The 22653-nt window shown below is 72.1% G+C and carries 17 protein-coding genes; 6 read left to right on the top strand and 11 right to left on the bottom strand.

The features are described from left to right. Positions 1 to 31 precede the first annotated feature (31 nt). Both LO772_RS11970 and LO772_RS11965 read left to right on the top strand, forming a co-directional pair. On the top strand, positions 32 to 1255 hold the full coding sequence (locus LO772_RS11970; protein WP_231778386.1) for a S8 family serine peptidase: 1224 nt from the start codon (positions 32 to 34) through the stop codon (positions 1253 to 1255). A 611-nt stretch (positions 1256 to 1866) separates the two neighbouring features. Beyond that, a complete protein-coding gene (locus LO772_RS11965) occupies positions 1867 to 2271 on the top strand; it encodes a hypothetical protein (RefSeq protein WP_231778385.1) in 405 nt (134 codons plus the stop codon). Positions 2272 to 2453: 182 nt separating this feature from the next. Here the strand turns inward: LO772_RS11965 and LO772_RS11960 are convergent, their stop codons facing one another. Continuing rightward, positions 2454 to 3068 (bottom strand): SH3 domain-containing protein, encoded by a 615-nt coding sequence (locus LO772_RS11960; protein WP_231778384.1) that lies wholly within the window; start codon positions 3066 to 3068, stop codon positions 2454 to 2456. A gap of 179 nt (positions 3069 to 3247) precedes the next feature. Next, complete coding sequence (gene nucS, locus LO772_RS11955; protein ID WP_231778383.1) at positions 3248 to 3907, bottom strand: endonuclease NucS; 660 nt, start codon at positions 3905 to 3907, stop codon at positions 3248 to 3250. A 210-nt stretch (positions 3908 to 4117) separates the two neighbouring features. On the opposite strand from nucS, the gene LO772_RS11950 reads away from it, so the two are divergent. From LO772_RS11950 to LO772_RS11935, 4 genes are all read left to right on the top strand, one after another. Beyond that, entirely contained in the window at positions 4118 to 4510 is a 393-nt protein-coding gene (locus LO772_RS11950) for an SCO5389 family protein (RefSeq protein WP_231778382.1), read from the top strand. Positions 4511 to 4719: 209 nt separating this feature from the next. Further along, the gene (locus tag LO772_RS11945) at positions 4720 to 5103 is read left to right on the top strand and encodes a VOC family protein (protein WP_231778381.1); all 384 of its coding nucleotides are present in this window, start codon (positions 4720 to 4722) and stop codon (positions 5101 to 5103) included. 468 nt (positions 5104 to 5571) lie between these two features. Beyond that, positions 5572 to 7347 (top strand): 3-hydroxyacyl-CoA dehydrogenase family protein, encoded by a 1776-nt coding sequence (locus LO772_RS11940; protein WP_231779511.1) that lies wholly within the window; start codon positions 5572 to 5574, stop codon positions 7345 to 7347. Between the two features lie 121 nt (positions 7348 to 7468). Then, positions 7469 to 7774 (top strand): ATP/GTP-binding protein, encoded by a 306-nt coding sequence (locus tag LO772_RS11935; RefSeq protein ID WP_231778380.1) that lies wholly within the window; start codon positions 7469 to 7471, stop codon positions 7772 to 7774. Between the two features lie 180 nt (positions 7775 to 7954). Here LO772_RS11935 and LO772_RS11930 read toward each other — a convergent pair whose 3' ends face one another. The 9 genes from LO772_RS11930 to ccrA form a co-directional block, all read right to left on the bottom strand. Beyond that, on the bottom strand, positions 7955 to 8536 hold the full coding sequence (locus tag LO772_RS11930; protein ID WP_231778379.1) for a GTP-binding protein: 582 nt from the start codon (positions 8534 to 8536) through the stop codon (positions 7955 to 7957). A 49-nt stretch (positions 8537 to 8585) separates the two neighbouring features. Then, a complete protein-coding gene (locus LO772_RS11925) occupies positions 8586 to 8978 on the bottom strand; it encodes a DUF742 domain-containing protein (protein WP_231778378.1) in 393 nt (130 codons plus the stop codon). A 5-nt stretch (positions 8979 to 8983) separates the two neighbouring features. Continuing rightward, the gene (locus LO772_RS11920) at positions 8984 to 9427 is read right to left on the bottom strand and encodes a roadblock/LC7 domain-containing protein (protein WP_231778377.1); all 444 of its coding nucleotides are present in this window, start codon (positions 9425 to 9427) and stop codon (positions 8984 to 8986) included. Between the two features lie 157 nt (positions 9428 to 9584). Further along, entirely contained in the window at positions 9585 to 12035 is a 2451-nt protein-coding gene (locus tag LO772_RS11915; protein WP_231778376.1) for a sensor histidine kinase, read from the bottom strand. 370 nt (positions 12036 to 12405) lie between these two features. Continuing rightward, positions 12406 to 13395 carry an ABC transporter permease gene (locus tag LO772_RS11910; protein WP_231778375.1) on the bottom strand — a complete coding sequence of 330 codons (990 nt, stop codon included), beginning with the start codon at positions 13393 to 13395 and terminating at the stop codon, positions 12406 to 12408. Between the two features lie 126 nt (positions 13396 to 13521). Beyond that, positions 13522 to 14598, bottom strand: coding sequence for an ABC transporter ATP-binding protein (locus LO772_RS11905; RefSeq protein WP_231778374.1), 1077 nt, complete (start codon positions 14596 to 14598; stop codon positions 13522 to 13524). Between the two features lie 427 nt (positions 14599 to 15025). Continuing rightward, positions 15026 to 15961 (bottom strand): cellulose-binding protein, encoded by a 936-nt coding sequence (locus LO772_RS11900; protein ID WP_231778373.1) that lies wholly within the window; start codon positions 15959 to 15961, stop codon positions 15026 to 15028. A gap of 134 nt (positions 15962 to 16095) precedes the next feature. Beyond that, complete coding sequence (locus LO772_RS11895) at positions 16096 to 20889, bottom strand: hypothetical protein (protein WP_231778372.1); 4794 nt, start codon at positions 20887 to 20889, stop codon at positions 16096 to 16098. Between the two features lie 291 nt (positions 20890 to 21180). After that, positions 21181 to 22518, bottom strand: coding sequence for a crotonyl-CoA carboxylase/reductase (gene ccrA, locus LO772_RS11890; RefSeq protein WP_231778371.1), 1338 nt, complete (start codon positions 22516 to 22518; stop codon positions 21181 to 21183). Positions 22519 to 22653: the final 135 nt, after the last annotated feature.

Here is a 22653-nt window from a genome sequence, read left to right as displayed (position 1 = left end):
TCAGCAAGCGAAGAGGCATAGGCCTCGCTGGGTGGCCAGCGCGGTCGCTGGGTTTGTGGCTGTTGTGGCGATGGTTGTCGGTGCCTCTTCGGCGTATGCCGTTCAGCCTGTCAGGCCAGGGCAGTGGTACCTGGATTCGTGGAAGATCGAGGAAGCGTGGACGATTTCCCAGGGTGAGGGTGTGACGGTCGCCGTCATCGACACCGGGGTGGATGCCTCGCACCCGGACTTGGTGGGGCAGGTGACCGAGGCGCTTTCGTGGCCGGGCTACGGTAACGATCATGGGACGTCGTTGGCGAGCAGCATCGCCGGGACCGGGCGCGGCGTTAGCGGTCAAGGGGTTTACGGCGTCGCCCCTAAGGCGAAGATTGATTCCTACAACGTCGGGCTTCGAGACAGCTTGGTGATGGACCCCAATAAGGTCGTGCCCGCTATTCGCGCTGCTGCGGATTCGCCTGCAAAAATCATCAATCTGTCGTTTGGCGGTGGTCATTTTCCCTCTCGGGACGAAGCTGTTGCTTATGCGGTCAGCCGAGGAAAGCTCGTGGTCGCGTCAGCGGGGAACGTGGAGGAGTACAACCAGTCGATCTCGTATCCGGCGTCTGTTCCCGGTGTGCTGGGCGTAGGGGCATATGACCAGAACGGCATCGCTTGGACCAAAACCCTTGCCGGCTACTGGGTCTCGCTTGCGGCTCCCGGGGCGGACATCGTTTCGGCGTGCGACGGCCCGACCCGCTACTGCAAGGCCAGCGGGACCTCGGGCTCCGCCGCCCTCACCTCCGGCGTAGCCGCGCTCCTGTGGGCCAAGTACCCCCACTACACCGCGAATCAGATCATCCGTGTCCTGATCGATTCCGCGAACAAGCCGAACGTCCCCGTGCCCAACGAATACTTGGGTTACGGCAACGTCAGTCCCCGCAACGCCCTGAACTGGACCGGCGATCCAGGCCCCCCGGATGTCAACCCACTGATCGGCAAACGCGGTGACATGCCCACCGCGTCCCCGTCTGCCGCCGCGGTGGGTTCGCAGTCTCCGTCTCCGCCCCCAACCAGTTCCGAGCCCTCCGCGCAACCGCCCATGTCCCCGGTTGCCGCACCACCAGGTGAGGGCCGTGACTCCGACTCCGGCGTGCTGCTCCCTGTCGGGATCGTCGTCGCGGGAGCAGCCGTCCTCGGCGGTGGCGTCTTCCTGTTCGTACGCTCGCGCGGCAACCGCCCGGGGCCGCCTCCGGTCGGTGGTGTGCCGCGTGGCTGATACGGAACCCATACCACGACGGTGCCACCACCGGATCAGATGACTTGCGTGAACTCCGGGTGACGCCAAGGGGCGTGTAGCCCGCGATGAAGGAAACGTGGCGGGGCCGTGCACACGTGTCTCCCTGCCGTGCAGCTGGGAAACGGGGGGATGCGTGGGTAAAGGGCCGGATCCGATCCTTGACGCGTGGCTGGTCGCGGAGCAGTCCGGCGCGAGTGAGATGCCCGAGCCGGGTCTGACATCGCCGCCACCTGCGTCCGGCGCGGTGTCCCCGAAAGCGGCGCCCACACCTTCGCCTCAACCCAACGCGTCACCGTCGAAGGTGCATCCACCGACCTTGCGCGCAAGCGGCGCGGAACTGGAGGCGCTGGTAGCGGAGTTGGACGCCGACGCGGCGTTGGCGGTGGGGGCCGTCGACCTGTTGGGCCCGACCGGCGCCGAGATGGAACTCGGCACCGCGGTGGCCCATGAACGAGACCGGTGGCGCCAGAAACTGGGTCGCCTGTCGGCCGATATGCCCGAACGGGCCGGGCAGTTGCGTTCCACCGCTGACGAGTGGGAGCAGACCGAGGCGGCCAATACCGCCGCGTTCCCGGGGGCAGTGAGCGGCCGTGGTGACGCCGAACCGGCTGCGCTCGTTCAGCGCGGAGATGCTGCACGCCCTGGCCGACAATTGGGACCGGCTGCGCGATGCGCTGGACGGGGACCAAGCCCGCGCGCAGACGAAGGTGGTCGCGCCACTGACCTTCGATGTGTGGCGCGGCCTGGGGGCGGATCGGGCGATGCCGGTCCTGAACCGGATCACCGACCAACTCGGGGCGGCCCGGATCGAGACGGACGCGGTCGCGACGACGTTGCACGATGCGGCTCGTGATCTGGGCCTCGCGCGACAGAAGTTCCTGATCGCGGAGGATGAGGCCGAGGCGCTCGGGTTCACCGTCCAAGAGCCCGACGGACGCGTGACGTGGTCGACGGACTACGCCCGAGCTGTATGCCTCCAGCGCGGCCCCGGATGATCCGCGCTTGGGGAAGCGGTGGCCGACGACACCCGCGTCCTATCCATCTGGACGGCCGGGCAACCACCCCTATCTCGTCGCGGAAATCGTCAAACTCTCCAACGCCTGGATGAAGAAATTCGACTGTGGCGACCGGACGCTCGCACCGGAATCCGTGAAATAGCGCGGACTCTGAAGATCGGTCAGCAGGCGGGCACCAGGGTGGGGACTTCGGCTGCTGTGGCGATCCAGGCGTCGGGGACGTAGCCGGTGTTGCCGCCGGGGGTGGTGACCTTGACCCACAGGGATGAGCGGAGGGCGTTCATGCCGTAGACGACCGGGCCTTCGGTGTGGCAGACGAGGGTGAGCGGGGTGTCGTAGCCGAGGGTGGCGACGACGCCGCTGCCGTTGTTGGGTTCCGTGCGGACGGTCAGCGACTGCCGGTCGCGGGTGTACGCGGTGGTCCCGACCGGCGTGCTGCGGTCCGAATTGCCCGCCGCGACAGGGGGCTTGGAGGTTGCCGCGGGGGTGGCGTCGCCGGGCGGGGGAGCCGCGGCCGGTTCGCCCGACGGGGGCGGGGGGTCGCCGGGGGCCGGGCTCGCGCCCGGGGAGGCTGATTCGGCGGTGGTGGTTGTCGGTGTCCCACCGTTGTCCGAGGTCAGGACGAGGACCACTACGACGCACGACAGCACGATGGCGATCATCAGACCGCGCGAGAGGCGGAAACCGCCGCCGGTGCCCGGGGTGTCGTCGCCCGCCGGTTTCCGGCGCATCTGCGACCGGGCCCAGGTCATCAGCGATGGGGGCTCGTCGGCCACGGTCCGTCCTCCCAGGTCGAGCCGGGTCGCACGTGGCCCGGGCCGGGACGCGCGACGTCGAAGCGCCCTCCCAGGCTACCGACCGATCCCCGGGGCGGGGACGGCTCGACACGGTCCGGTGGACGCGGTAAATCCCGTGGCACCGCGGCAATTTGCCGGGTCCACGTCGACAAGGCGTGTCAGAAGAGCTTGAGCTTGTCGTCCTCGACTCCGCGCAGCGCGTCGTAGTCCAGGACGACGCAGCCGATGCCGCGGTCGGTCGCGAGCACCTTGGCCTGGGGTTTGATCTCCTGGGCCGCGAAGATGCCCTTGACCGGGGCGAGGAGCGGGTCGCGGTTGAGGAGTTCCAGGTAGCGGGTCAGCTGCTCGACACCGTCGATCTCGCCGCGGCGCTTGATCTCGACCGCGACCGTGGCGCCGTCCGCGTCCCGGCACAGGATGTCGACGGGGCCGATGGCGGTCGGGTACTCGCGGCGTACGAGGCTCCAGCCCGCGCCGAGGGTCGTGATCCGGTCCGCCAGGAGTTCCTGCAGGTGCGCCTCGACGCCGTCCTTGACCAGGCCCGGGTCGACGCCCAGCTCGTGGGAGGAGTCGTGCAGGGTCTCCTCGATGGCGATGATCAGCTTCTCGCCGGCCTTGTTGACGACGGTCCAGGTGTCGCCGTCCTCCTTGAGCGCGCACGGCGGGCTCATCCAGTTGAGCGGTTTGTACGCCCGGTCGTCCGCGTGGACCGAGACACTGCCGTCGGCTTTCAGAATCAGCAGGCGGGTGGCCGAGGGCAGGTGAGCGGACAGGCGGCCGACGTAGTCGACGGTGCACCGGGCGATGACGAGACGCATGGGCCAAGCCTAGGGGCCGCGGCGGAGTGGTCGGTGTCACGGGCGGCGGGCCCGCGGAACCGGTCCCCGCGAGCGCGGCCGGGCACCGGTGAGGACGGATCGCGCGGTCGTTCCGTCCGGTCCGGATCAGTACTGGTACATCCCGTCCCGACTGACTTACGGTGAGTCAAGTCGATTGCCGAGTAGGTTGGTTGGTGGAGGGAGCGCACCATGTCGCTTGATGTGCCGCCGGAACTCCTGGCACAGGCCGAGGTCGGGGACGTCGACGAGGCCGAGTTCGTCGAATGCATTCGCCATTCACTGCCGTACGCGTGGGATCTGATCGCCGAGCTGGTCGTCCGACTGGAGGTCGACGGCGGCGAGTTCACCGACAACGAGGTGCCGCCGCCGGACGAGCAGGCGCGGGGCCAGCTGCTGCGCGCGCTGGCCAGTGACGCGATCCGGGGCGCGCTGGAGCGCCACCATGGGGTCAAGCTGGCCTTCCAGAACTGCCACCGGGTGGGGGTGTTCCCCGCCGGAGCCGAAACGACCGACCGATACCGCAAGTTCACTTCGGTACGCGGCCAACTCCTCAACCAGTCACCGCTGTTGCGCGACTGCTGAGCGCGGCGCACGCGGGCCGGCCGGGCGGTTGCCACCTGACCGCCGGCCCGCGGCGCGGCGCGCGACGGCGGTGGGGAGCGGCCGGGGGCGACGGCCGCCCTCGACGGAGCGTCCGAAGGCGCCTAGAGTCGACGGTGCGGCGCCGCGTGCCGGTCACCGGCCGGGTGAGGCATGGAGGTTCCGCGAAGTGCGGTACGGAGAACACGCACATGCCAATCGAGCTGAACCACACGATCGTCCACGCCCGTGACAAGCGGGAGTCCGCCCATTTCCTCGCGGGCATCCTCGGCCTCGAAGTAGGCCCGCAGACGGGCCCGTTCCTCCCGGTGGAGACGGCCAACGGCGTCACCCTGGATTTCGCGGACATCCCCGCCGAGTCGATCACCATGCAGCACTACGCCTTCCTCGTCTCCGAGGAGGAGTTCGACGCGGCGTGGGCCCGCATCCGGCAGGCTGGAGTCGAGTTCTACGCCGACCCGCGCCTGCGGCGGCCGGGCGAGATCAACCACGGACACGGCGGCCGGGGGCTGTACTTCCTCGATCCGGCGGGCCACGGGATGGAGATCCTCACGCGCCCGTACGGCGGCGGGTGAGGCGCGGGCACGGTCGCGTGCCCCGGTCCGTCGGCGACCCCGTACGTCACGGCGGTCACGGCGGTCACGGCGACCGCAGCCGGTAACAGCGGTCACAGGCGTCCCGGATCGGGCGCGTCCGAACACATGTGCGCCCGCACACGGATGGCGGCTGCTCTGTGCCTGGTGCGCCGAATCTGCCATACTCCCGAAAGACCCGTCATTACTCCGCGGTAACCCCCGCGGCACCGCGCGGCGGACGCGCCCCGCACACCCGCGGACCACACGCACCGCACGCGATCGCGGAGCCGCACTCGGGGCCTCCGCGGTGGCCCGTCCGCGTCGCGCGGTTCGCTTTCTCACGAGACGCTTCCTCAAGGGACGCATCGTCACGAAGCACTCGGTCGAAGCGACAGAAAGCCCCGGAACCCTCTCGGCAACCCTCAAGGCGTACTCCCGGCCCGGGAGACGGCATTAAAGGAGCGCATGATGGCGCGTGACATCACCACGGTCGGCGTGGTCGGCCTCGGCACCATGGGCGCCGGAATCGCGGAGGTCCTCGCTCGCGGCGGGGTCCGCGTGATCGGTGTCGAGGTCGACGACGACGCGGCCGAACGCGGCCTGGCCCGCATGCGGCACTCCACCGCGCGGGCCGTCGAGCGCGGCAAGCTCACCGAGGACGAGGAGCGCGCGCTGTACGAGCGCGTCACGGTCGGCGGCGACCCGGCGGCCGTGGCGGACGCCGACCTGGTCCTCGAAGCCGTCCCGGAACAGCTCGACCTCAAGCAGGAGCTGTTCGCGAGGCTCGACAGGATCTGCTGCCCCGACACCATCCTCGCCACCAACACCTCGTCACTGTCCGTGACCGAGCTGTCGGTGGCGACCGGCCGGTCGGCGCGCGTCGTCGGCCTGCACTTCTTCAACCCCGCACCGGTCATGCCGCTCGTCGAGGTCGTGCGCACGGTCGTGACCGAGCCGGACGTGCTCGACGACGTCGTCGCCCTCGCCGAGAAGCTCGGCAAGCAGCCCGTCGTCGCGGGGGACCGCGCGGGGTTCATCGCCAACGGGCTGCTGTTCGCGTACCTCAACCACGCCGCCGCGATGTTCGAGGAGAAGTACGCCACGCGCGGCGACATCGACGCGGCCATGCGCTTCGGCTGCGGCCTGCCGATGGGCCCGCTCGCGGTGCTCGACCTGGTCGGCATCGACACGGCGTACAGCATCCTCCAGCAGATGTACCGGCAGTCCCGCGACCGGCTGCACGCCCCCGCGCCGATCCTCAAGCAGATGGCCACCGCCGGCCTGCTCGGGCGCAAGAGCGGGCGCGGCTTCTACCGGTACGACGAACCCGGGTCGTCGCGGGTCGTCCCCGATCCCGGGGCCGCCACGGCGCCGACCGGCACCGCGCGCGACGTCAGGAGCGTCGGCGTGGTCGGCTCCGGGACGATGGCCACCGGCATCGTGGAGGTCTTCGCGAAGGCCGGGTACGAGGTGGTCTTCGTGGCGCGCGGCGACGCCAAGGTCGCCGCCGTCACGGCCGCCGTGACCAGGTCGCTCGACAAGCAGGTCCAGCGCGGGCGCCTCGCCGAGGCGGACCGGGACGCCGCGCTCGGCCGCGTCACCGGCACCACGAGCATGGAGGGCCTGGCCGTCGTCGACCTGGTCGTCGAGGCCGTCGTGGAGGAACTGTCCGTCAAACAGGCGTTGTTCGAGAATTTCGACGACATCTGCAAGCCGGGCGCGGTGCTCGCGACCACGACCTCGTCGCTGCCGGTCATCGAGTGCGCGATGGCGACCAAGCGCCCCGAGGACGTCGTCGGCATGCACTTCTTCAATCCCGCGCCGGTGATGAGGCTGGTGGAGGTCGTGCGGACGGTCACCACCTCCGACGACGCCGTCGCGACGATCCACGAGGTGTGCCGCCGTACGAGGAAGCACGCCGTCGACTGCGGGGACCGCGCCGGGTTCATCGTCAACGCGCTGCTGTTCCCGTACCTCAACGACGCGGTCAAGATGCTCCAGGCCAACTACGCGTCGGCCGACGAGATCGACACCGCGATCAAGACCGGTGCGGGGTTCCCGATGGGCCCGTTCGAGCTGCTGGACGTCGTCGGGCTCGACGTCTCGCTCGCGATCGAGCAGGTCTTGTTCGCGGAGTTCCGCGAACCGGGCTGGGCGCCCGCCACGCTGCTCGAACACCTCGTCACCGCGGGGTACTTGGGGCGCAAGACGGGCCGGGGGTTCCGGGACTACGCGAAGAAGTAGCCGCCCGGGCGCGGCGACGCGCGGGCGGCGGGCCCGGGTTCCGCACCGGTCCCGCCGCCCGCGCCCGCACCGGGCCGACGTGCCCTACCAGGTCACCCCGGGGCACCGCTACCCTTTTTGCGTGCCCCGTCGAAACCGCTCCCATCGCTCCGAACGCCCCGGCTCCGACGGCGGCGGGAATTGGTACAGCCTGGAGTCCCGCGAGGAGGGCCCGGACGGCGACTGGATCGTGCGCCCGGTCAGCGGCGCCGCCGCGGGCAAGGTCTACCGCTGCCCCGGCTGCGACCACGAGATCCCCGTCGGTGTCGCGCACGTCGTCGCGTGGCGTGCGGACGACATCGGTGCCGTCGACAACCGCCGTCACTGGCACCGGGCGTGCTGGAACAACCGGGGCAACCGACGCCTGTCCCGACGGCCGGGGCGCTGAACGCGCCGCGCTCGCCCGGGAGTTGCCCGACGCGGAGACCGACTCCCGTTCCGGGACCGGGCCGTCGCGCCGGAGAACGGAACGCGGGCGGACCCCAGGCACGCGAACCGAGGGCAGTGGCACGGACCGGAAAACGCACCGGAAAACGGACCGGGGAAACGGACCGGGGAAACGGACCGCCTACCCGGACATCGTCTGCAACGCGTGCATCACCAGCGTCGCCAGCGCCCCCGCCGAACTGCGCCGGTCCCGTGCGTCGCAGCTGATCAGCGGCGTGCGGGGGCCCAGCGACAGCGCCTCGCGCAGGTCGTGCTGGGGATACACCGGGGCGCCGTCGAACGTGTTGACCGCGACGACGAACGGCAGCCCGCTGCGCTCGAAGTAGTCGACCGCCGGGAAGCAGTCCTCGACGCGGCGGGTGTCGACCAGCACGATCGCCCCCACCGCGCCGCGGACCAGGTCGTCCCACATGAAATGGAAGCGGCCCTGTCCCGGCGTGCCGAACAGGTAGAGCACCAGGTCGTCTTCGAACGTCAGACGGCCGAAGTCGAGTGCCACGGTCGTGGTCGTCTTGTCCGGAAGGCCTTCGAGCCGGTCGGTCGCCTCGCTCGCCACCGTCATCACCGACTCGGTGGTGAGCGGCTCGATTTCGGAGACCGAGGTCACCAATGTCGTTTTGCCGACGCCGAATCCGCCCGACACCACGATCTTCGTGGACGTGATCGGCGGCGCTCCGTCGCGCGGCGTCGTCGGCGGGGTCAACGGGGGTACGTGTCGGCCCGGTTGGCGGGGAGCACCGGAACGGCCGGGATCAGAGCCTGCGTAGTCCACCCAGCAGCCTTTCGAGCAGTGCGCGGTTGGGGCGGCCGGAGTCCCCGGCCGTCGGATAGACGCTGATACGGTCCTGGCCCGCCAGATCGCTGACGAGGACCCGAACCACACCGAGCGGCAGGTCCAGCAGCGCGGAGACCTCGGCGACCGACCGGACGCCCCGGCACAGCGCGATGATGTCCCGCACCTCCGGCATGTCGCCGGGGTCGGCGTCGCTCTCGGGGGCGTCGTCCGTCGCGCAGTCGAGCGTGGTGACCAGGGTCTCGACGTGCAGGTCGTGGTTGTGGTCGGTGCGACCGCGGGTCAGTGCGTACGGCCGTACTCGTGCGGGCCGGCCCTCGGCTTTGGTCCGTCCCCCGTCGTCAGCGGCCATAGCGACTACCTCCCTGCTGCGTTGCCCGGCTCGTGACTGCGGTGAAGCTCGGCGCGGAGGGCCGGGGTGAGAACGTGTCCGGCCCTTCGGACGAATGCTGTCATCTGATAGGCGATGACGGCCAGATCACCGGCCGCCGAAGCGTGCACACCGAGACACGAACCGTCGCTGATGGCCATCGCGACGACGTGACCCTCCGTCATGGTGACTATTTCCTGACGGACTTCTCCCATTCCCATGACCCGGGCCGCGCCCTGGGCGAGACTCACGAGCCCGGACACGATCGCCCCCAGACGCTCGCCTCCCGCCTCGGCGCCGCCCTTGCCGGCCGAGGCCAGCAGCAGGCCGTCGGAGGAGACGAGTACGACCTGCTGCACGCCGGGCACGTCTTGGGCGAGCCCGTCCACGAGCCACTTCACGTGTACGACGGCGGTGTCCTGCTTGGTCACCGTTGCTCACCTCCGGGTGCCGGTACGGAGACTGGCCTGCGATGGGATGGGGGCGGAGTCGCGAGGAGCGCGGTGCGGACATCGCGCGGTGTGCCGGTACGGGGTTGCGGCGGTACTCCGGTGCGCGGGGTCACGGCGACACGTATACCCGTCGTCTTCAAGGGAGTTCGCCTCCGCGAGCCCGCGCGGTGTCGTCGGGGAGCCCGGAGGGCTCGGATGGGACGGATGATACGGGTGCACCGGACCGGTTGGTGGACCCCAGGGGGTCGTCCTCGTCGGGGACCTGCCGTGCGGCCGTGCAGCCCCGCTGGAATCCGCTGAGCCTGCGCCGCAGTTCGTCGGCGTCGACGGGTCCGCCGCCCCGGCCCCCGGCGCGTTCCTCGGCTGGGGAACCGGAGAGCAACCCGGCGGCCGGACCGGGAAAACCGCCCGTCGCGGCGTCGTCCGTGCGTTCGCGCGCGACGCGTTTCGGCAGACCCGCACGGGTGACCGGCTCACCGCCCGGACTTGGCTCGGCCGGGCGCCCGGCCGCACGCGTGGCCGCGGGTTCCGGCGACGGCCGCGAGCCGCGCGTCTTGCCCTCGCTCCCACGGCCCGTGCGCGACCGGCGGGGCAACGGGGCGACCGCCGCGTCGTCGGCCACGCGGATGCCGCCGGACGGGTCGGCGGGCATGTCGGCCGTCAGGCGCTCGGCGATCCGCAGCAGCGCGGTCGCCTCGGGGTCCTGGGCGAACGCGGTGGGCTCGGAGGCGGCGTCGGCGGGCACGGGTGGCCCGGCGAACGCGGTCGCGGCGGCCGGGGGTTCCGCCGCGAAGCGGTCGGCCGGAACGCCGGGATCCGGCCACGCGGAACGGTCGAACGCGTCGTGCGCGACGGGTGTTTCGCCCGGATCCGGCGGGCCCGCGTGCGCGGGGGTACGCGAAGCACCCGTACCACCGGGGCGTTTCGGCAACGGCGGCAGCCCCGCTCCGGCCTCGGGCGGGGAGGTCCGCGGAACGTTCGCGCCGCTGCCCGCGCTGCCCGTGCGGCGCGGCAGCGGCGGCGGGCTCGTCCCGGTGCCGGAGGCCGCCGCCCCGGCGGCGTCCGGACGCGTCGCCGGACGGCTCACCCGTCGTGGCAGCGCGGGCAGTTCGGCACCGGGGGCCCCGCCGCCCGACCGGCCCGCCGAGGAGGACGCCGAATCGTCGGCCGCCGACCGCGCCCCGGGATCGGGGGCGCCGTTCCACACACCGGGTGAACCGCTCGATATCTGCCGGTCGTCGCGCGGCCCCGCGGCCTCCGCGGGTGCCACCGGCACGACGGTGTCGTCCGCCGCGGCCCCGTGCGCCGACGGCGACTCGGCCCCGGAGGGTATCCCGCCCGGGGTCGGCGCCCCCACGCCACTCGGCGCGTTCTCGTGCCGCGCGCGGAGGCTGGAACGCCCCGTCCCGCCGGTCGGGCGACCGGCGTTCGCGCCGTCCCGCGCGGCCATGTGCGCGCGGTCCAGCTCGCGTTCGTGGGTGATGTCCGCGGGGGTGGGGCCCGGCCCGTGCAGCAGAGCCGCCGGCAGCATCACGATCGCGGCGAGGCCGCCCTCCCGCCGGGGCCGCAACTGCACGCGCAGGCCGTGCCGGGCCGCGAGCGCCCCGACGACGAACACCCCCAGGCCCGCGAGGTCCGGGGCGCCCGTCGCGACCCGGCCGCCCAGCAGTTGCGCGTTGAGTTCCGGCAGGCGGTCGGCCGGCACGCCGAAGCCCTCGTCCTCGACGGTCACCAGCACGCCGCGGTTCTCCAGCGTCCGCCCGGCGACCGTGACCCGTGTGCTCGGCGGCGAGTACGCGGCGGCGTTCTCCAGCAGTTCGGCGAGCAGGTGGCTGATGTCGTCGGCGGTGTGCCCCGCGAGTTCGACGCGGGGGATGTGGCCGATGTCGACGCGCTCGTAGTACTCGATCTCCGAGACGGCCGCGCGCACCACGTCCAGGAGTGTGCCGGGCGGGCGGTGGCCGTGGCGTTCGTCGGCGTTGGCCAGCACGAGGACGTTCTCGCTGTTGCGCCGCATGCGGGTCGCGAGGTGGTCGAGCCGGAACAGGTCCTCGAGCCGCCGGGCGTCCTCTTCGGTGTGCTCCAGCCGTTCGATCAGGTCGAGTTGGCGTTCGACGAGGGTGAGCGTGCGCATCGACAGGTTGACGAACGACTCCTGCATGCGCTCGCGCAACAGGTCGTCCTCGGCGAGCAGCAGCTGTCGGCTGCGGTGGAGTTCCGCGATGTCGGCGCCGCGCCGGTCGACTTCCTCGGCGAGCCGGCGCCGCGCGTCGTCGCGGCGGGCGATCTCGGTGTGCAGGCGGCCGAGGTGCTCGGCGACGAAACGCCGTTGGACGAACGTGGAGAGGAGGCCGATCACGGCCGACGGCACGAACAGCAGCAAGGCGATGACCGCGTGGAGCTTCGCCCCGTCCGAGAACAGCGTCATGACGGAGATGAGCGCGGCGGCGCACCCGAGCACGGCGGCAGCCGTCGCCGTCGCCACGGCGGCGGCGCTCACCGGAGCCACGGTCGTGTCGGGCGGGCCGGCCGACGGCAGGTCGGGCTCGGTGCCCGGATCGGTCCGGCCCCGCTTTCCCCCGGCCATCCTCGTCCCTTCCCGAAACATGGTCAGGCCGCGTCTCCCGCGTTCGGGCGCCCCGCACGCCGCACCGGCCGGTACCACCTGGCGACGCCGAAACCCGGAGGACACGACGCAAGGATCCTATCCTCACACTTCCCGGGCACTTGGTCCCGGTTACCGCGTTGTTCGGACGGCCGCCGACCGCGCGTCGGCCGGTGCGGCGGACACCGACTCCGGCCCCGCCGCTCCGGGCGACGCCCGCTTTGCCGGGTAACTCCGGTGACCCGACGGGCGATCCACCCCCGGGGCGCGGCGGCACAACGCGAAGCCCCGTACGGCGCAAGGCCGTACGGGGCTCGGGCGAAAGACGTGACGCGGCGTCACCTCGGGAGCGTCACACGTCGCGCGCCTTGAGGAGGGCCGCCGCGCCGATGAGCGCGGCGGCGGCGTACCCGGCCATCAGGATCATGCCGGGCCACGGACCGAGCGCGCTGTCGACCTCACCGCTCGGCGCGACCATGTTGATGAGCAGCGTCATCGGCGAGTAGTTCACGACCCAGTCGCCGAACTTGCCCGGGATGAACCCGCCGAAGATCGACGGGACCAGCATGATGCCGAGCACCGTCGTGATCGCGCCCGCCGAGTGCCGCAGCATCGTGCCGATGCCGAGGCTGAACAGCCCCAGCAGCGCCAGATACGTGGCGGAGCCCACGACCCCCTTGACGACGTCCTTGCCCTCCGAGTCGACCACCATGTCGCGCGTCAGCGTCGCGTCGCCGATCAGATACGCCAGGTAGCACGCCACCAGGCCCACGACGAACATCAGCACCGCGAACACCACGGCCTTCGCCGCCAGCACGGTCACGCGGCGCGGGTACGCGGTGAGCGTCGACCGGATCATGCCGGTGGTGTACTCCGCCGAGATGGTCAGCACGCCCAGCGAGGCCGCCGCGATCTGCGCGATCATGACGCCGATCAGCGACAGCGACACACTCGGGTCCGGACTGTCGTCGGTGCCGTTGACCGTGGCCCCGAGCAGCGCCGCCATACCGACGATCAGCACGACCATCACGACGAGCGACCACGCCGTCGACCGGACCGTGCGGATCTTGGTCCACTCCGACTGGAGCATGCGCGAGAAGTGCAGCCCGCCGTTGTTCGTCGGCGGCCCGTAGTGCGACGCCGGCGTCGCGACCGCCTGGGCGCTCCCCTGAGGACCGTACGCCGCCGGGCCGGGGCCGTACGGCTGCGCGGCGGCCTGGCCCAGGTGGCCGTTCTGCGCGTGCGGAGCGGCCTGCCCGTGGCCCGCGTACCCGTGCGCGGGCGGATGGCCGGCCGGGGCACCGTGCCCGGGGGCCCGCGCCGGACCGTTCGTCGGGGTCACGGCCGGGACCTCCGGCCGGTACTGCGGCGGCGCCGGCGGCTGGGGCCGCGCCTGAGCGGGGGCCGGCGGCTGCCCCGGGCCCTGCGGGCGCGGCTGCTGCGGCTGCGGAGTCGGGTCGGCCATGGCTCAGGCCTCGCTTCCGTGGTTGGGGCCCTGCGCCTGGCGGGCTTGCTGCGGCTGCGGTGCGGCGTACTGGGCCCCCGCGCCCTGCGGAGGCCCCCATCCCTGCTGCGGTGCCCCCCAACCCTGCGGTGCGCCCCATCCGGGCGGCGGCCCGCCCTGCGGCTGCTGCCCCGGCAGGCCCGCGCGGTATTCGACACTGCTCTGCGTCAACCGCATGTAGACCTCTTCGAGCGACGCGAAACGCGGCGACAGCTCGTGCAGCGCGATGCCGTGCTCCGCCGCCATGTCGCCGATCGCGGCCGGCTCGGGGCCGGTCACGCGCACCGCGCCGCCGTCACCCTCCGGCGTCACCTGGCCGCCCTTGGCGGTCAGCAGCTTCGTCAGCTTGTCGGCCTGCGGCGACCGGACGATCGTGTAGGCCTGCGAGTTCCGCTCGATGAAGTCGCGCATCGAGGTGTCCGCGATGAGCCGGCCCTGGCCGATCACGATCAGGTGCTCGGCGGTGACCTCCATCTCGCTCATCAGGTGGCTGGAGACGAAGACCGTCCGCCCTTCGGCCGCCAGCGCCTTCATCAGGTTGCGGATCCAGAGGATGCCCTCCGGGTCCAGGCCGTTGACCGGCTCGTCGAACATCAGGATGCCGGGGTCGCCCAGCAGCGCCGACGCGATGCCGAGGCGCTGGCCCATGCCGAGCGAGAAGCCCCGCGTCCGCTTCTTCGCGACGGCGGTGATGCCGACCATGTGCAGCACCTCGTCGACGCGCCGCCGCGGCAGACCGTTGCTCTGCGCCAGGCACAGCAGGTGGTTGTACGCGCTGCGCCCGCCGTGCATCGCCTTGGCGTCGAGCAGCGCGCCCACCTCCCGCAGCGGCGCGGAGACCTGCGCGTACGGCCGGCCGTTCACCAGCACGTGGCCGGCGGTGGGGGAGTCCAGGCCGAGGATCATCCGCATCGTCGTCGACTTGCCGGCGCCGTTGGGGCCGAGGAAGCCCGTGACCGTTCCGGGGCGGACCTGGAACGAGAGCTGATCGACCGCCAGCTTGTTGCCGTACCTCTTCGTCAAGCCCTGGGCTTCGATCATCGTGTCCTCTGGGTCGGTCTGGGGTCTGGGTGGGGCAGCGTCGCCGCTCCGGCCGCGGGCGTACCGCGACGGACCGGGTGTGCGGAGTGGGGGTGCACCGGCCCCGTGCGGCCGACCGGGGCATACCCCCACCCTAGAGAACGGCCGGGACCGCGTCGTGAACCACGCGGAGGGGTCCGGCGGCCCTCGAAGACGTTCGAAAGACCGACGAGGCCTCCCGCTCTCCTCCTTGCGGCGTAGGGATGCCCCCGGATCAGCCCCGGTTCCGCCGCGGCGTGCCCGGGAAACACGATGCGGCCGTTCCGGGAAGGAACGGCCGCAGGGAGGCGGCGTACGACTGAGGCGGACGCGCGCCGGACACGCCGTGTTGTCTACGGGAACGCCTGGGACGGCGAGCCCGGATGGGTAACGCCACGGGCGATCGGACTTATCGGCTCTGCTGCGCCGGGACGCTCAGCTTGTCGTCCTCGTCGCCCGCGCCACCGGCCGCGGCGACAGCCGCACCCGTGAGCGTCGCCAACATCTCGCGGACGTTGGTGAGTTGCGCGTTGATGCTGTCGCGGCGGTGCGTCAGCGCGGCGAGTTCACGCTCGGACTCGCTGCGAATCCGGTCGGCCTTGGCACGCGCGTCCGCGACGATGTCGTCCGCCTGGCGCTGCGCGGTCTCGATCGTCTGCCGCGAACGACGCTCGGCGTCGGTACGCAGCTTCTCGGCCTCCAGGCGCAACTGCTCGGCCCGGTGCTCCACTTCGGACAGCCGCTTCTCGGCCTTCGCCTGACGCGCCGCCAGATCCCGCTCGGACTGCTCGCGGCGCTTGGCCAGGTTGGTCTCGAAGTCGGCCGCCGCCTGGGCCGCCTTGGCGCGCGTCTCCTCGAAGAGGGCGTCCGCTTCCTCGCGCTTGGTCGCGGCGTCCTTCGACGCCTCGGCGCGCATCGCGGTCGCCTCGGACTTGGCCTTGTCGAGGATGCGGGCACCCTCGTCCTCGGCCTTCGCCTTGCGCTCCTTGCCGTACTGCTCGGCCTCGGCGCGGGTCTGCTGCGCGGCGGCCTCCGCGAGTTCGCGGTGCTGGTCGGCCGCGCGGCGGGCCTCCTCGCGCAGGTCCTTGGCCTCTTCCTCGGCCAGCCGCAGAATCTTCTCGACGCGGGCGCCGAGACCCGCGTACGACGGTTCGGCGTCCTGGAGTTGCGCCTGCGCGTTCTGGCTCTCGAGATGCAGTTCCTCGATCCGCTTCTCCAGCGCGGAGATCCGGGCCAGGGCACTGTCCCGGTCAGAGACGAGCTTCGTGATGCGATCGTCGACCTGCGAACGCTCGTACCCTCGGCGGACGAGATCGAAGCCGTGCGGAGAGTTAGTGTCGCTCATGGGGTTCCTGTCGTATGACCGGTGCTGTGGATGAGGTGACGGGTGGAATCCTGGCACGAAACAGACAGCTCATCGACTGTGACGACGAGACTGCGGCAATGAGAATGGCGAACGGGGTCAACGGTGTTCGCCACTCAGTCGGCAGAAGCGGGAGATCCGCTGCCGCCGCCGCGGGGAGCGCCGGAGTTGGCTTTGCCCGCAGAAGTGGCTTTGCCGGCGGAACCGGCTTTGCCTGCCGATGAACCCGCAGGGGCGGCCAAGGCATCCAACACGCCCTGGACTCTGGCCATTTCGGTTGCGATGTCCTTACGACGTCGGTTGAGTTCGTCCAACTTGCGCTGGCCTTCGGCGCGTGAACGCTCCGCATCACGGCGGGCTTCGCTGCGCAGCCGATCCGCCTCCCTCCGCGCGTCGTCCAAAATCCTGTCGGCGTCGGCCGCGGTCTTTCGGCGGACGGCCTGGGCTTCGCGCTGTGCGGCGGCGATCTGTTCGGCCACCTTGGCGCGCAGGTCGTCGGCGCCCTTCTGGGCATCGCCGAGACGCTGCTCAGCCTCGGAGAGCAGCGCCTCGGCCTTCTTGACCGCGGCGATACGTACCCTATCGGCCTCGGAGCTTGCCTTGTCGCGAATCTCGTCGGCTTCCCTGATCGCTTCGGCCTTCGCCTTCGCGCCCTCTTCGACGGACGCGGTGCACTGCTCCTCGGCCGCGGCGACGAGCGCGTCCACCCGTTTGCCCGCGGACTGCAGGCTTTCCGCGGCCTGCTTGCGCGCCGCCTCGACCGTGTCCTCGGCTTCCTTGTCCGCGCGTTCGCGGGTGGCGGTGGTGTCGCGGCGGGCCTCCGCGATCATCTTGTCGGCGTCCGCACGCGCCTTCTCGATCGCCGTGGCGCCCTCGGCGCGCAGGCGCGCGTCCTCCGCCTCGGCCTCCGCGACGAGCTTCGCGGCGGCCTCGGACGCGGCCTTGAGCTTCTGCTCCGCCTTGCGTTCGGCCTGCGCGACGAGTTCGGTGACGCGGCCCTTGGTGGTGACCAACGTGGACTCGGCCTCGTCGACCGCCTTGTCGAGCGCCGCCTTGGCCTTCTCGCGCATCGCCTTCGCGTCGGCCTCGGCGGACGTCCGTGTCGCCTCCGCCTCGTCGCGGCTCGTGGTGAGCGTGCGTTCGGCCTCGCGCTCGGAGTCGTTCCGCAGGCGCTCGGCGTGCTTGCGGGCCGCCGTGACGGTCGCGTCGGCCTCCGTGCGGGCGCGGACGAGATGGGTCTGCGCTTCGTCCCGCGACTTGGCCAACTCCCGTTCGGCCTCGGTGCGCAGGCGCGCCATCTCCTCGTGCGCGGCCTCCTCTATCCCGACGACCGCCGCGCGGATGGTCTCCGCCTCGGCGTTGGCCTCGCGGATGATCCGGACGCCTTCGTCCCGCGTCTTGCGCAGTTCGGCCTGGGCGTCGGCGTCGACTTCGCGCGCCTTGGCCTCGGCGGCGGCGATGAGGTCGCGGGCGCTGCCCTGGGAGCGGTCGCGCAGCTCGACGACCTCGCGGCGGGCCTCCTCCAGCGCCTGCCGTGCCGCGTCCCGGACTTCGGCGGCGGCCCGGCCCGCCTCCGCGATGGTCCGCGACGCGTCGGCGGCGGCGTCCTCGCGGGTCTTGCGCGCCGCGGTGTCGGTGGTGGCCTCCAACTCGGCGGCGTCGCGCCGGGCCGCGGCCCTGATGTGCTCGCCCTCGCCGCGTGCGTCGCCGAGGACCTTCTCGGCCGCGGAACGGGTCTTGGCGAGGATCTCCTCGGCGGCCCGCGTCGCGGCCTCGGTCCGGGACGCCGCGTCGGCGTGCGCCTGCTCGACCAGCGAGGCGGCCTGCGAGCGCGCGTTGTCGAGCGTTTCGGCGGCCTCGCTCCGGGCGGCCTCGGCCTCGGCGCGCAGCCGGGCGGCCCGCGTCTCGGCGTCGCGCCGGAGCGTCTGGGCGTCACGGGCGGCGAGTTCGCCGGTCTTGGTGGCCTCGGCGCGTGCCTCGGCGAGGACTTCCTCGGCCTCGGCGAGCAGTTGCGCGGCCTGGGCCTCGGCCTCGCGGCGCCGCGTCTCGGCGTCCTGTGCCGCGAGTTCGCCGGTCCTGGCCGCCTCGGCCTGGGCCGCCGCCAGGGATTCCTCGGCCTCGGCCCGGAGTCGGGCGGCCCGCGCCTCGGCGTCCTGCCGCACCTCCTCGGCGTCGCGCGACGCGGTCTCGCCCGTCCGGGCGGCGTCGGTACGTGCCGTGGCGAGGATTTCCTCCGCCTCGGCGCGGAGCTGGGCCGCGTGTTCCTCGGCGTCGCGCCGCAGCGTCCCGGCGTCCCGTGCGGCGTCCTCGCCGGTCCGGGCGGCCTCGGCACGTGCCGTGGCGAGGATCTCGTCGGCCTCGGCGCGCAGTTGCGCCGCGTGTGTCTCGGCGTCCTGCCGGAGGTTGTGGGCGTCCCGCGTGGCCGCGTCGCCCGCGCGCACCGCTTCGGCGTGTGCGGTCGCGAGGATTTCCTCGGCCTCGGCGACCAGCCGCGTGGCCTGGGCCTCGGCGTCCCGGCGCCGCGTCTCGGCGTCCCGGGTCGCGAGTTCGCCGGTCTTGGCGGCCTCCGTGCGTGCGGTGGCGAGCAGTTCCTCGGCCTCGGCGTGGGACCGGCCGACCGCCTCGGCGGCCTGGTTCTGCAGCCGCTCGGCCTCCGCCCGTGCGGCGGCGGTCAGTTCGGCGGCCTCGGCCTCGGCCCGCGCCCGCGTCTCGGCGGCGGCGGCCTCGGCCTCACCGGCCAGTCGCTCGGCGTCGCGCTGGGCCTGCGCCAACCGTTCGGCGGACTCGGCCTGCTGACGCTGCGTCAAGTCGCGCAGGCGGGCGGTGTCGGCGACCGCCTTCTCGCGCAGCTTGCCCGATTCGGCGCGGGCCCGTTCGAGGATTTCCTCGCCCTCGGCGTCGCCGCGCTCCTTGACCTCGTCGGCGTACGCCTTCGCCTCGGCGAGCAGCCGTTCGCCGGTCTCCCGGGTACGGGTCTCGGTCGCCTCCGCGTCGGCCTGGGCCCGTGCGCGGAGTTCGTCGGCCTCGGTCCGCGCCTCGGTGGTCGTGCGCTCCGCCTCGGCGCGGGCCTTGGTGAGCAGTTCGTCGGCGGACGCGGTCGCGGCGTCCAGGCGCTCGGTGGCGCCGCTCTCGGCCTCGGCGAGCAACCGCGCGGCCTCCGTCTGGAGTTCGCCCGCCTCCTCCTTGGCCTGCGCGAGGACTTCTTCGGCGGCCTTCGTCGCGGTGCTCAGGCGTTCGGCGGCGGCCGTCTCGGCCTCGGCGCGCAACCGGGCGGCCTCGTCGCGGAGTTCGTTGGCCTCGCCGGTCGCCTCCGCGATCAGCTCGCGAGCGGTCTTCTCGGCGGCGGCGACGCGTTCGGCGGCCTCGGTCTCGGCGGCACCGACGCGCGCCTCGGCCTCCGCCTGCAGGTTCTCGGCGGCCTCCCGCTGTTCCTCTATCGCGGCGATGATCTCGGCGTTGACGTCGAGGGCCTTCGCCCGGGCGGCCTCGGTTTCCGCGACCGCGGCGTCGCGGGCGGCCTCGGCCTCCGCGACGGTCTCGGTGCGCAGCCGCTCGGCGTCGGCCTCCGCGGTGGTGCGCAACCGGCCGACCTCTTCGGCGGTTTCGGCGCGCAACCGCTCGGCCTCCTCGGCCGCCTCGGTACGGACGCGCTCGGCCTCCGCCTCGGCCTCGGCCCGCAGTTGTGCGGCGGCCGAGGCGGATTCGCCGCGTACGCGCTCGGCCTCCGCGTCGGCGTCGGCGCGCAGCCGCTCCGCCTCCGTGCGTGCCTGCTCGGCCAGCTCCGCCGCTTCCGCGCGGGCGGCCTCCAGCAGCTCGGTGGCCTGGGCCCGGACCGTTTCGCTGTGCTCCTGCGCGTGCGTGCGCGCCTTGGTGAGGATGTCCTCGGCACTCGCGGTCGCGGCCTGCAGGCGCTCGGCGGCGTCCGTCCCGGCGACCTCGAGAAGGGCCTCGGCCTCGGCCCGCAGGGTCTCGGCCTCGGCTTGGTGCCGGTCGGCCTCCGCGGCGGCCTCGGCGCGCAGCCGGGCGACCTCGGCCTGCGTCTCGCGCAGCAGGTTGGCGGTGTCCGCGGACGTGCCCTCGGCGCGCTCGGCGGCCTCGCCGGTGACGCGGCGGGCCTCGGCCTCGGCCTCGCCGCGGATGCGGTCGGCCTCCGCACGCGCGCCGTCGACGAGGGCTTCGGCCTGGCTGCGGGTGCCGGACCGGATCTGCTCGACCTGCTCGCCGACGGAGTCGGCGCGCTCCTGGGCGGAGGCGAGCAGGCGTTCGGCCTCCGCGCGGGCCTGCGTGAGGATGGCGTCCGCTTCGGCGCGTGCGGTCTGTGCGGCGCCCGCCGCGCCCTCGCGGGCCGCCCGGGCCTGCGCGCCGGCGTCGGCGAGCAGGCGCTCGGCCTCCATGCGCGCGGCCTCGACGAGCTGCCGGGCGCGTTCGTCGGCCTGCGTGCGCACCTGCTCGGCCCACGCGACGTTCTCGCCGACACGTGCCTCGGTGGCCTGCCGGGCGTGCGCCAGCTCCTCCTCCAGGCGGCGCCGGCGGGCCTGCAACTCGGCCTGCCACTCGGCTTCCTGGCGGGCGGAGCGCTGCTGGGCCTCCTGCATCATGCGCTGCGTGTGCGCGCGTGACTCCGCGAGCTCGCGTTCGGCGTCCGCCCGTACCTGTTCGGCCTGGAGCTGGGCGTTGCGCAGCATCTGCTCGGCCTGGCCGCCGATGCTGTCGAAGCGCGGTGTGGCGAGCTGCCGTCTGAGGTCGTGCAGCTTCGCACGAAGAACCTCGACCTGGTAGGCGAGGTCTTCCGCGTGCGCGACACTCTCCTCGCGCTCAGTCCGCAGCCGCTTCATCTCGGCTTCGATCTGGCCGAGGCCGTCGTCAACCTCGTTGCGGTCGTAGCCCCGCACTGTGGGGTCCCACTCCATCCCCTGGCCGCGTCCTCACCAGCGCCGTAACCGTATCCGAACCACGCTCGACGCAGATTCGGCAGATCTTGTCAGATCCCGACCAGTGTCCTGTCGGGCGGGAGCCGGGGCAGGCAGCCACCGTAGTCCCCACCGCGACCCGCACGGTGTCCACCAGGGAAATGGTGTCAGATCCCGGGAAAGCTTAGTGCCGCGTCAGGCAAGGAATCTCCTGACGCGGCACCAGCTGACGCTACGTCAGGCGGCTGTCTCGCATGCCGGACGCTTTGTCTTCCCCACGGGTACGGCCACTCACACGTTCCGGAAGCGGTTGATCTCCCCAACGTGCCGCGCGCGCAGCTCGGGGTCGCGCACCCCGAGGCCTTCCTCCGGCGCCAGGCACAGCACGCCCACCTTGCCCTGGTGCAGGTTGCGGTGGACGTCGTACGCGGCCTGCCCGACCTCGGCCATCGGGTACGTGCGCGACAGGGTCGGGTGGATCTTCCCCTGCGCGATCAGGCGGTTCGCCTCCCACGCCTCGCGGTAGTTCGCGAAGTGCGAGCCGATGATGCGCTTGAGGTTCATCCACAGGTAGCGGTTGTCGTACTCGTGGACGAAACCGGACGTCGACGCGCAGGTCACGATCGTGCCGCCCTTGCGGGTCACGTACACCGACGCGCCGAACGTCTCACGGCCCGGGTGTTCGAACACGATGTCGACGTCCTCGCCGCCGGTCAGCTCGCGGATGAGCTTGCCGAACCGGTTCCATTCCCGCTGGTCCTGCGTGTGCTCGTCCTTCCAGAACCGGAAGCCCTCGGCCTTGCGGTCGATGACGAGGTCGGCGCCCATGTCCTTGCAGATCGCCGCCTTGTCCGGCGAGGAGACGACGCAGATCGGCGTCGCGCCGCCGTTGAGGGCGAACTGCGTCGCGTACGAGCCCAGGCCGCCCGAGGCGCCCCAGACCAGCACGTTGTCGCCCTGCTTCATGCCGGCCCCGTTGCGCGAGACGAGCTGCCGGTACGCGGTCGAGTTGACCAGACCGGGCGACGCCGCCTCCTCCCACGACAGGTGCTTGGGCTTGGGCATCAGCTGGTTGGTCTTCACCAGCGCGATGTCGGCGAGGCCGCCGAAGTTGGTCTCGAACCCCCAGATGCGCTGCTCGGGGTCGAGCATGGTGTCGTTGTGGCCGTCCGCGCTCTCCAGCTCGACGGAGAGGCAGTGCGCGACGACCTCGTCGCCGGCCTTCCACGCGTGCACGCCGGGGCCGGTGCGCAGCACGACGCCGGCCAGGTCGGAGCCCAGCACGTGGTACGGCAGGTCGTGCCGCTTGGTCAGCGGGGAGGTGCGGCCGTAGCGCTCCAGGAAGCGGAACGTCGAGACCGGCTCGAAGATCGACGACCACACGGTGTTGTAGTTGATGGCCGAGGCCATCACGGCGACCAGGGCCTCGCCCGGGCCGAGCTCGGGCAGGGCGACGTCGTCGATGTGCAGCGAGGAGCGCGGGTCCTTGTCGCGGGAGTCGAGCCCGTCGAACATCGTCTCCTCGTCCTTGCGGATGGTGACGGCTCGGTAGGACTCGGGCAGGGGAAGGGCTTCGTACGCTTCCTGCGGGGTGTCCCCGGCGAGGATGGCGTCGAGAATCTCCTTCATCGTCGGCCTCCAAGGGTCGGCGTCTGGAGTTTTGAGGGTTGCTGCGACGGTGAGCGAAATTACCCACCGGTAACGCTAAGGGCGCGACCGAGGTGTGCCAAGGGGCGGGCTCGCAGAAACCCGCCCCTGGTGAAA

It is taken from the genome of Yinghuangia sp. ASG 101, assembly GCF_021165735.1.
Taxonomy (GTDB): Bacteria; Actinomycetota; Actinomycetes; order Streptomycetales; family Streptomycetaceae; genus Yinghuangia.
This window is presented reverse-complemented; position numbering and strand designations above follow the sequence as displayed.

Bases quoted from the DNA above. Each gene is read 5' to 3' on its own strand.
- nucS (WP_231778383.1), bottom strand. From the start codon at position 3,907: ATGCGTCTCGTCATCGCCCGGTGCACCGTCGACTACGTCGGCCGCCTG.
- LO772_RS11950 (WP_231778382.1), top strand. From the start codon at position 4,118: ATGTCGCTTGATGTGCCGCCGGAACTCCTGGCACAGGCCGAGGTCGGG.
- LO772_RS11945 (WP_231778381.1), top strand. From the start codon at position 4,720: ATGCCAATCGAGCTGAACCACACGATCGTCCACGCCCGTGACAAGCGG.
- LO772_RS11940 (WP_231779511.1), top strand. From the start codon at position 5,572: ATGGCGCGTGACATCACCACGGTCGGCGTGGTCGGCCTCGGCACCATG.
- LO772_RS11925 (WP_231778378.1), bottom strand. From the start codon at position 8,978: ATGGCCGCTGACGACGGGGGACGGACCAAAGCCGAGGGCCGGCCCGCA.
- LO772_RS11915 (WP_231778376.1), bottom strand. From the start codon at position 12,035: ATGGCCGGGGGAAAGCGGGGCCGGACCGATCCGGGCACCGAGCCCGAC.
- LO772_RS11905 (WP_231778374.1), bottom strand. From the start codon at position 14,598: ATGATCGAAGCCCAGGGCTTGACGAAGAGGTACGGCAACAAGCTGGCG.
- LO772_RS11900 (WP_231778373.1), bottom strand. From the start codon at position 15,961: ATGAGCGACACTAACTCTCCGCACGGCTTCGATCTCGTCCGCCGAGGG.
- LO772_RS11895 (WP_231778372.1), bottom strand. From the start codon at position 20,889: ATGGAGTGGGACCCCACAGTGCGGGGCTACGACCGCAACGAGGTTGAC.
- ccrA (WP_231778371.1), bottom strand. From the start codon at position 22,518: ATGAAGGAGATTCTCGACGCCATCCTCGCCGGGGACACCCCGCAGGAA.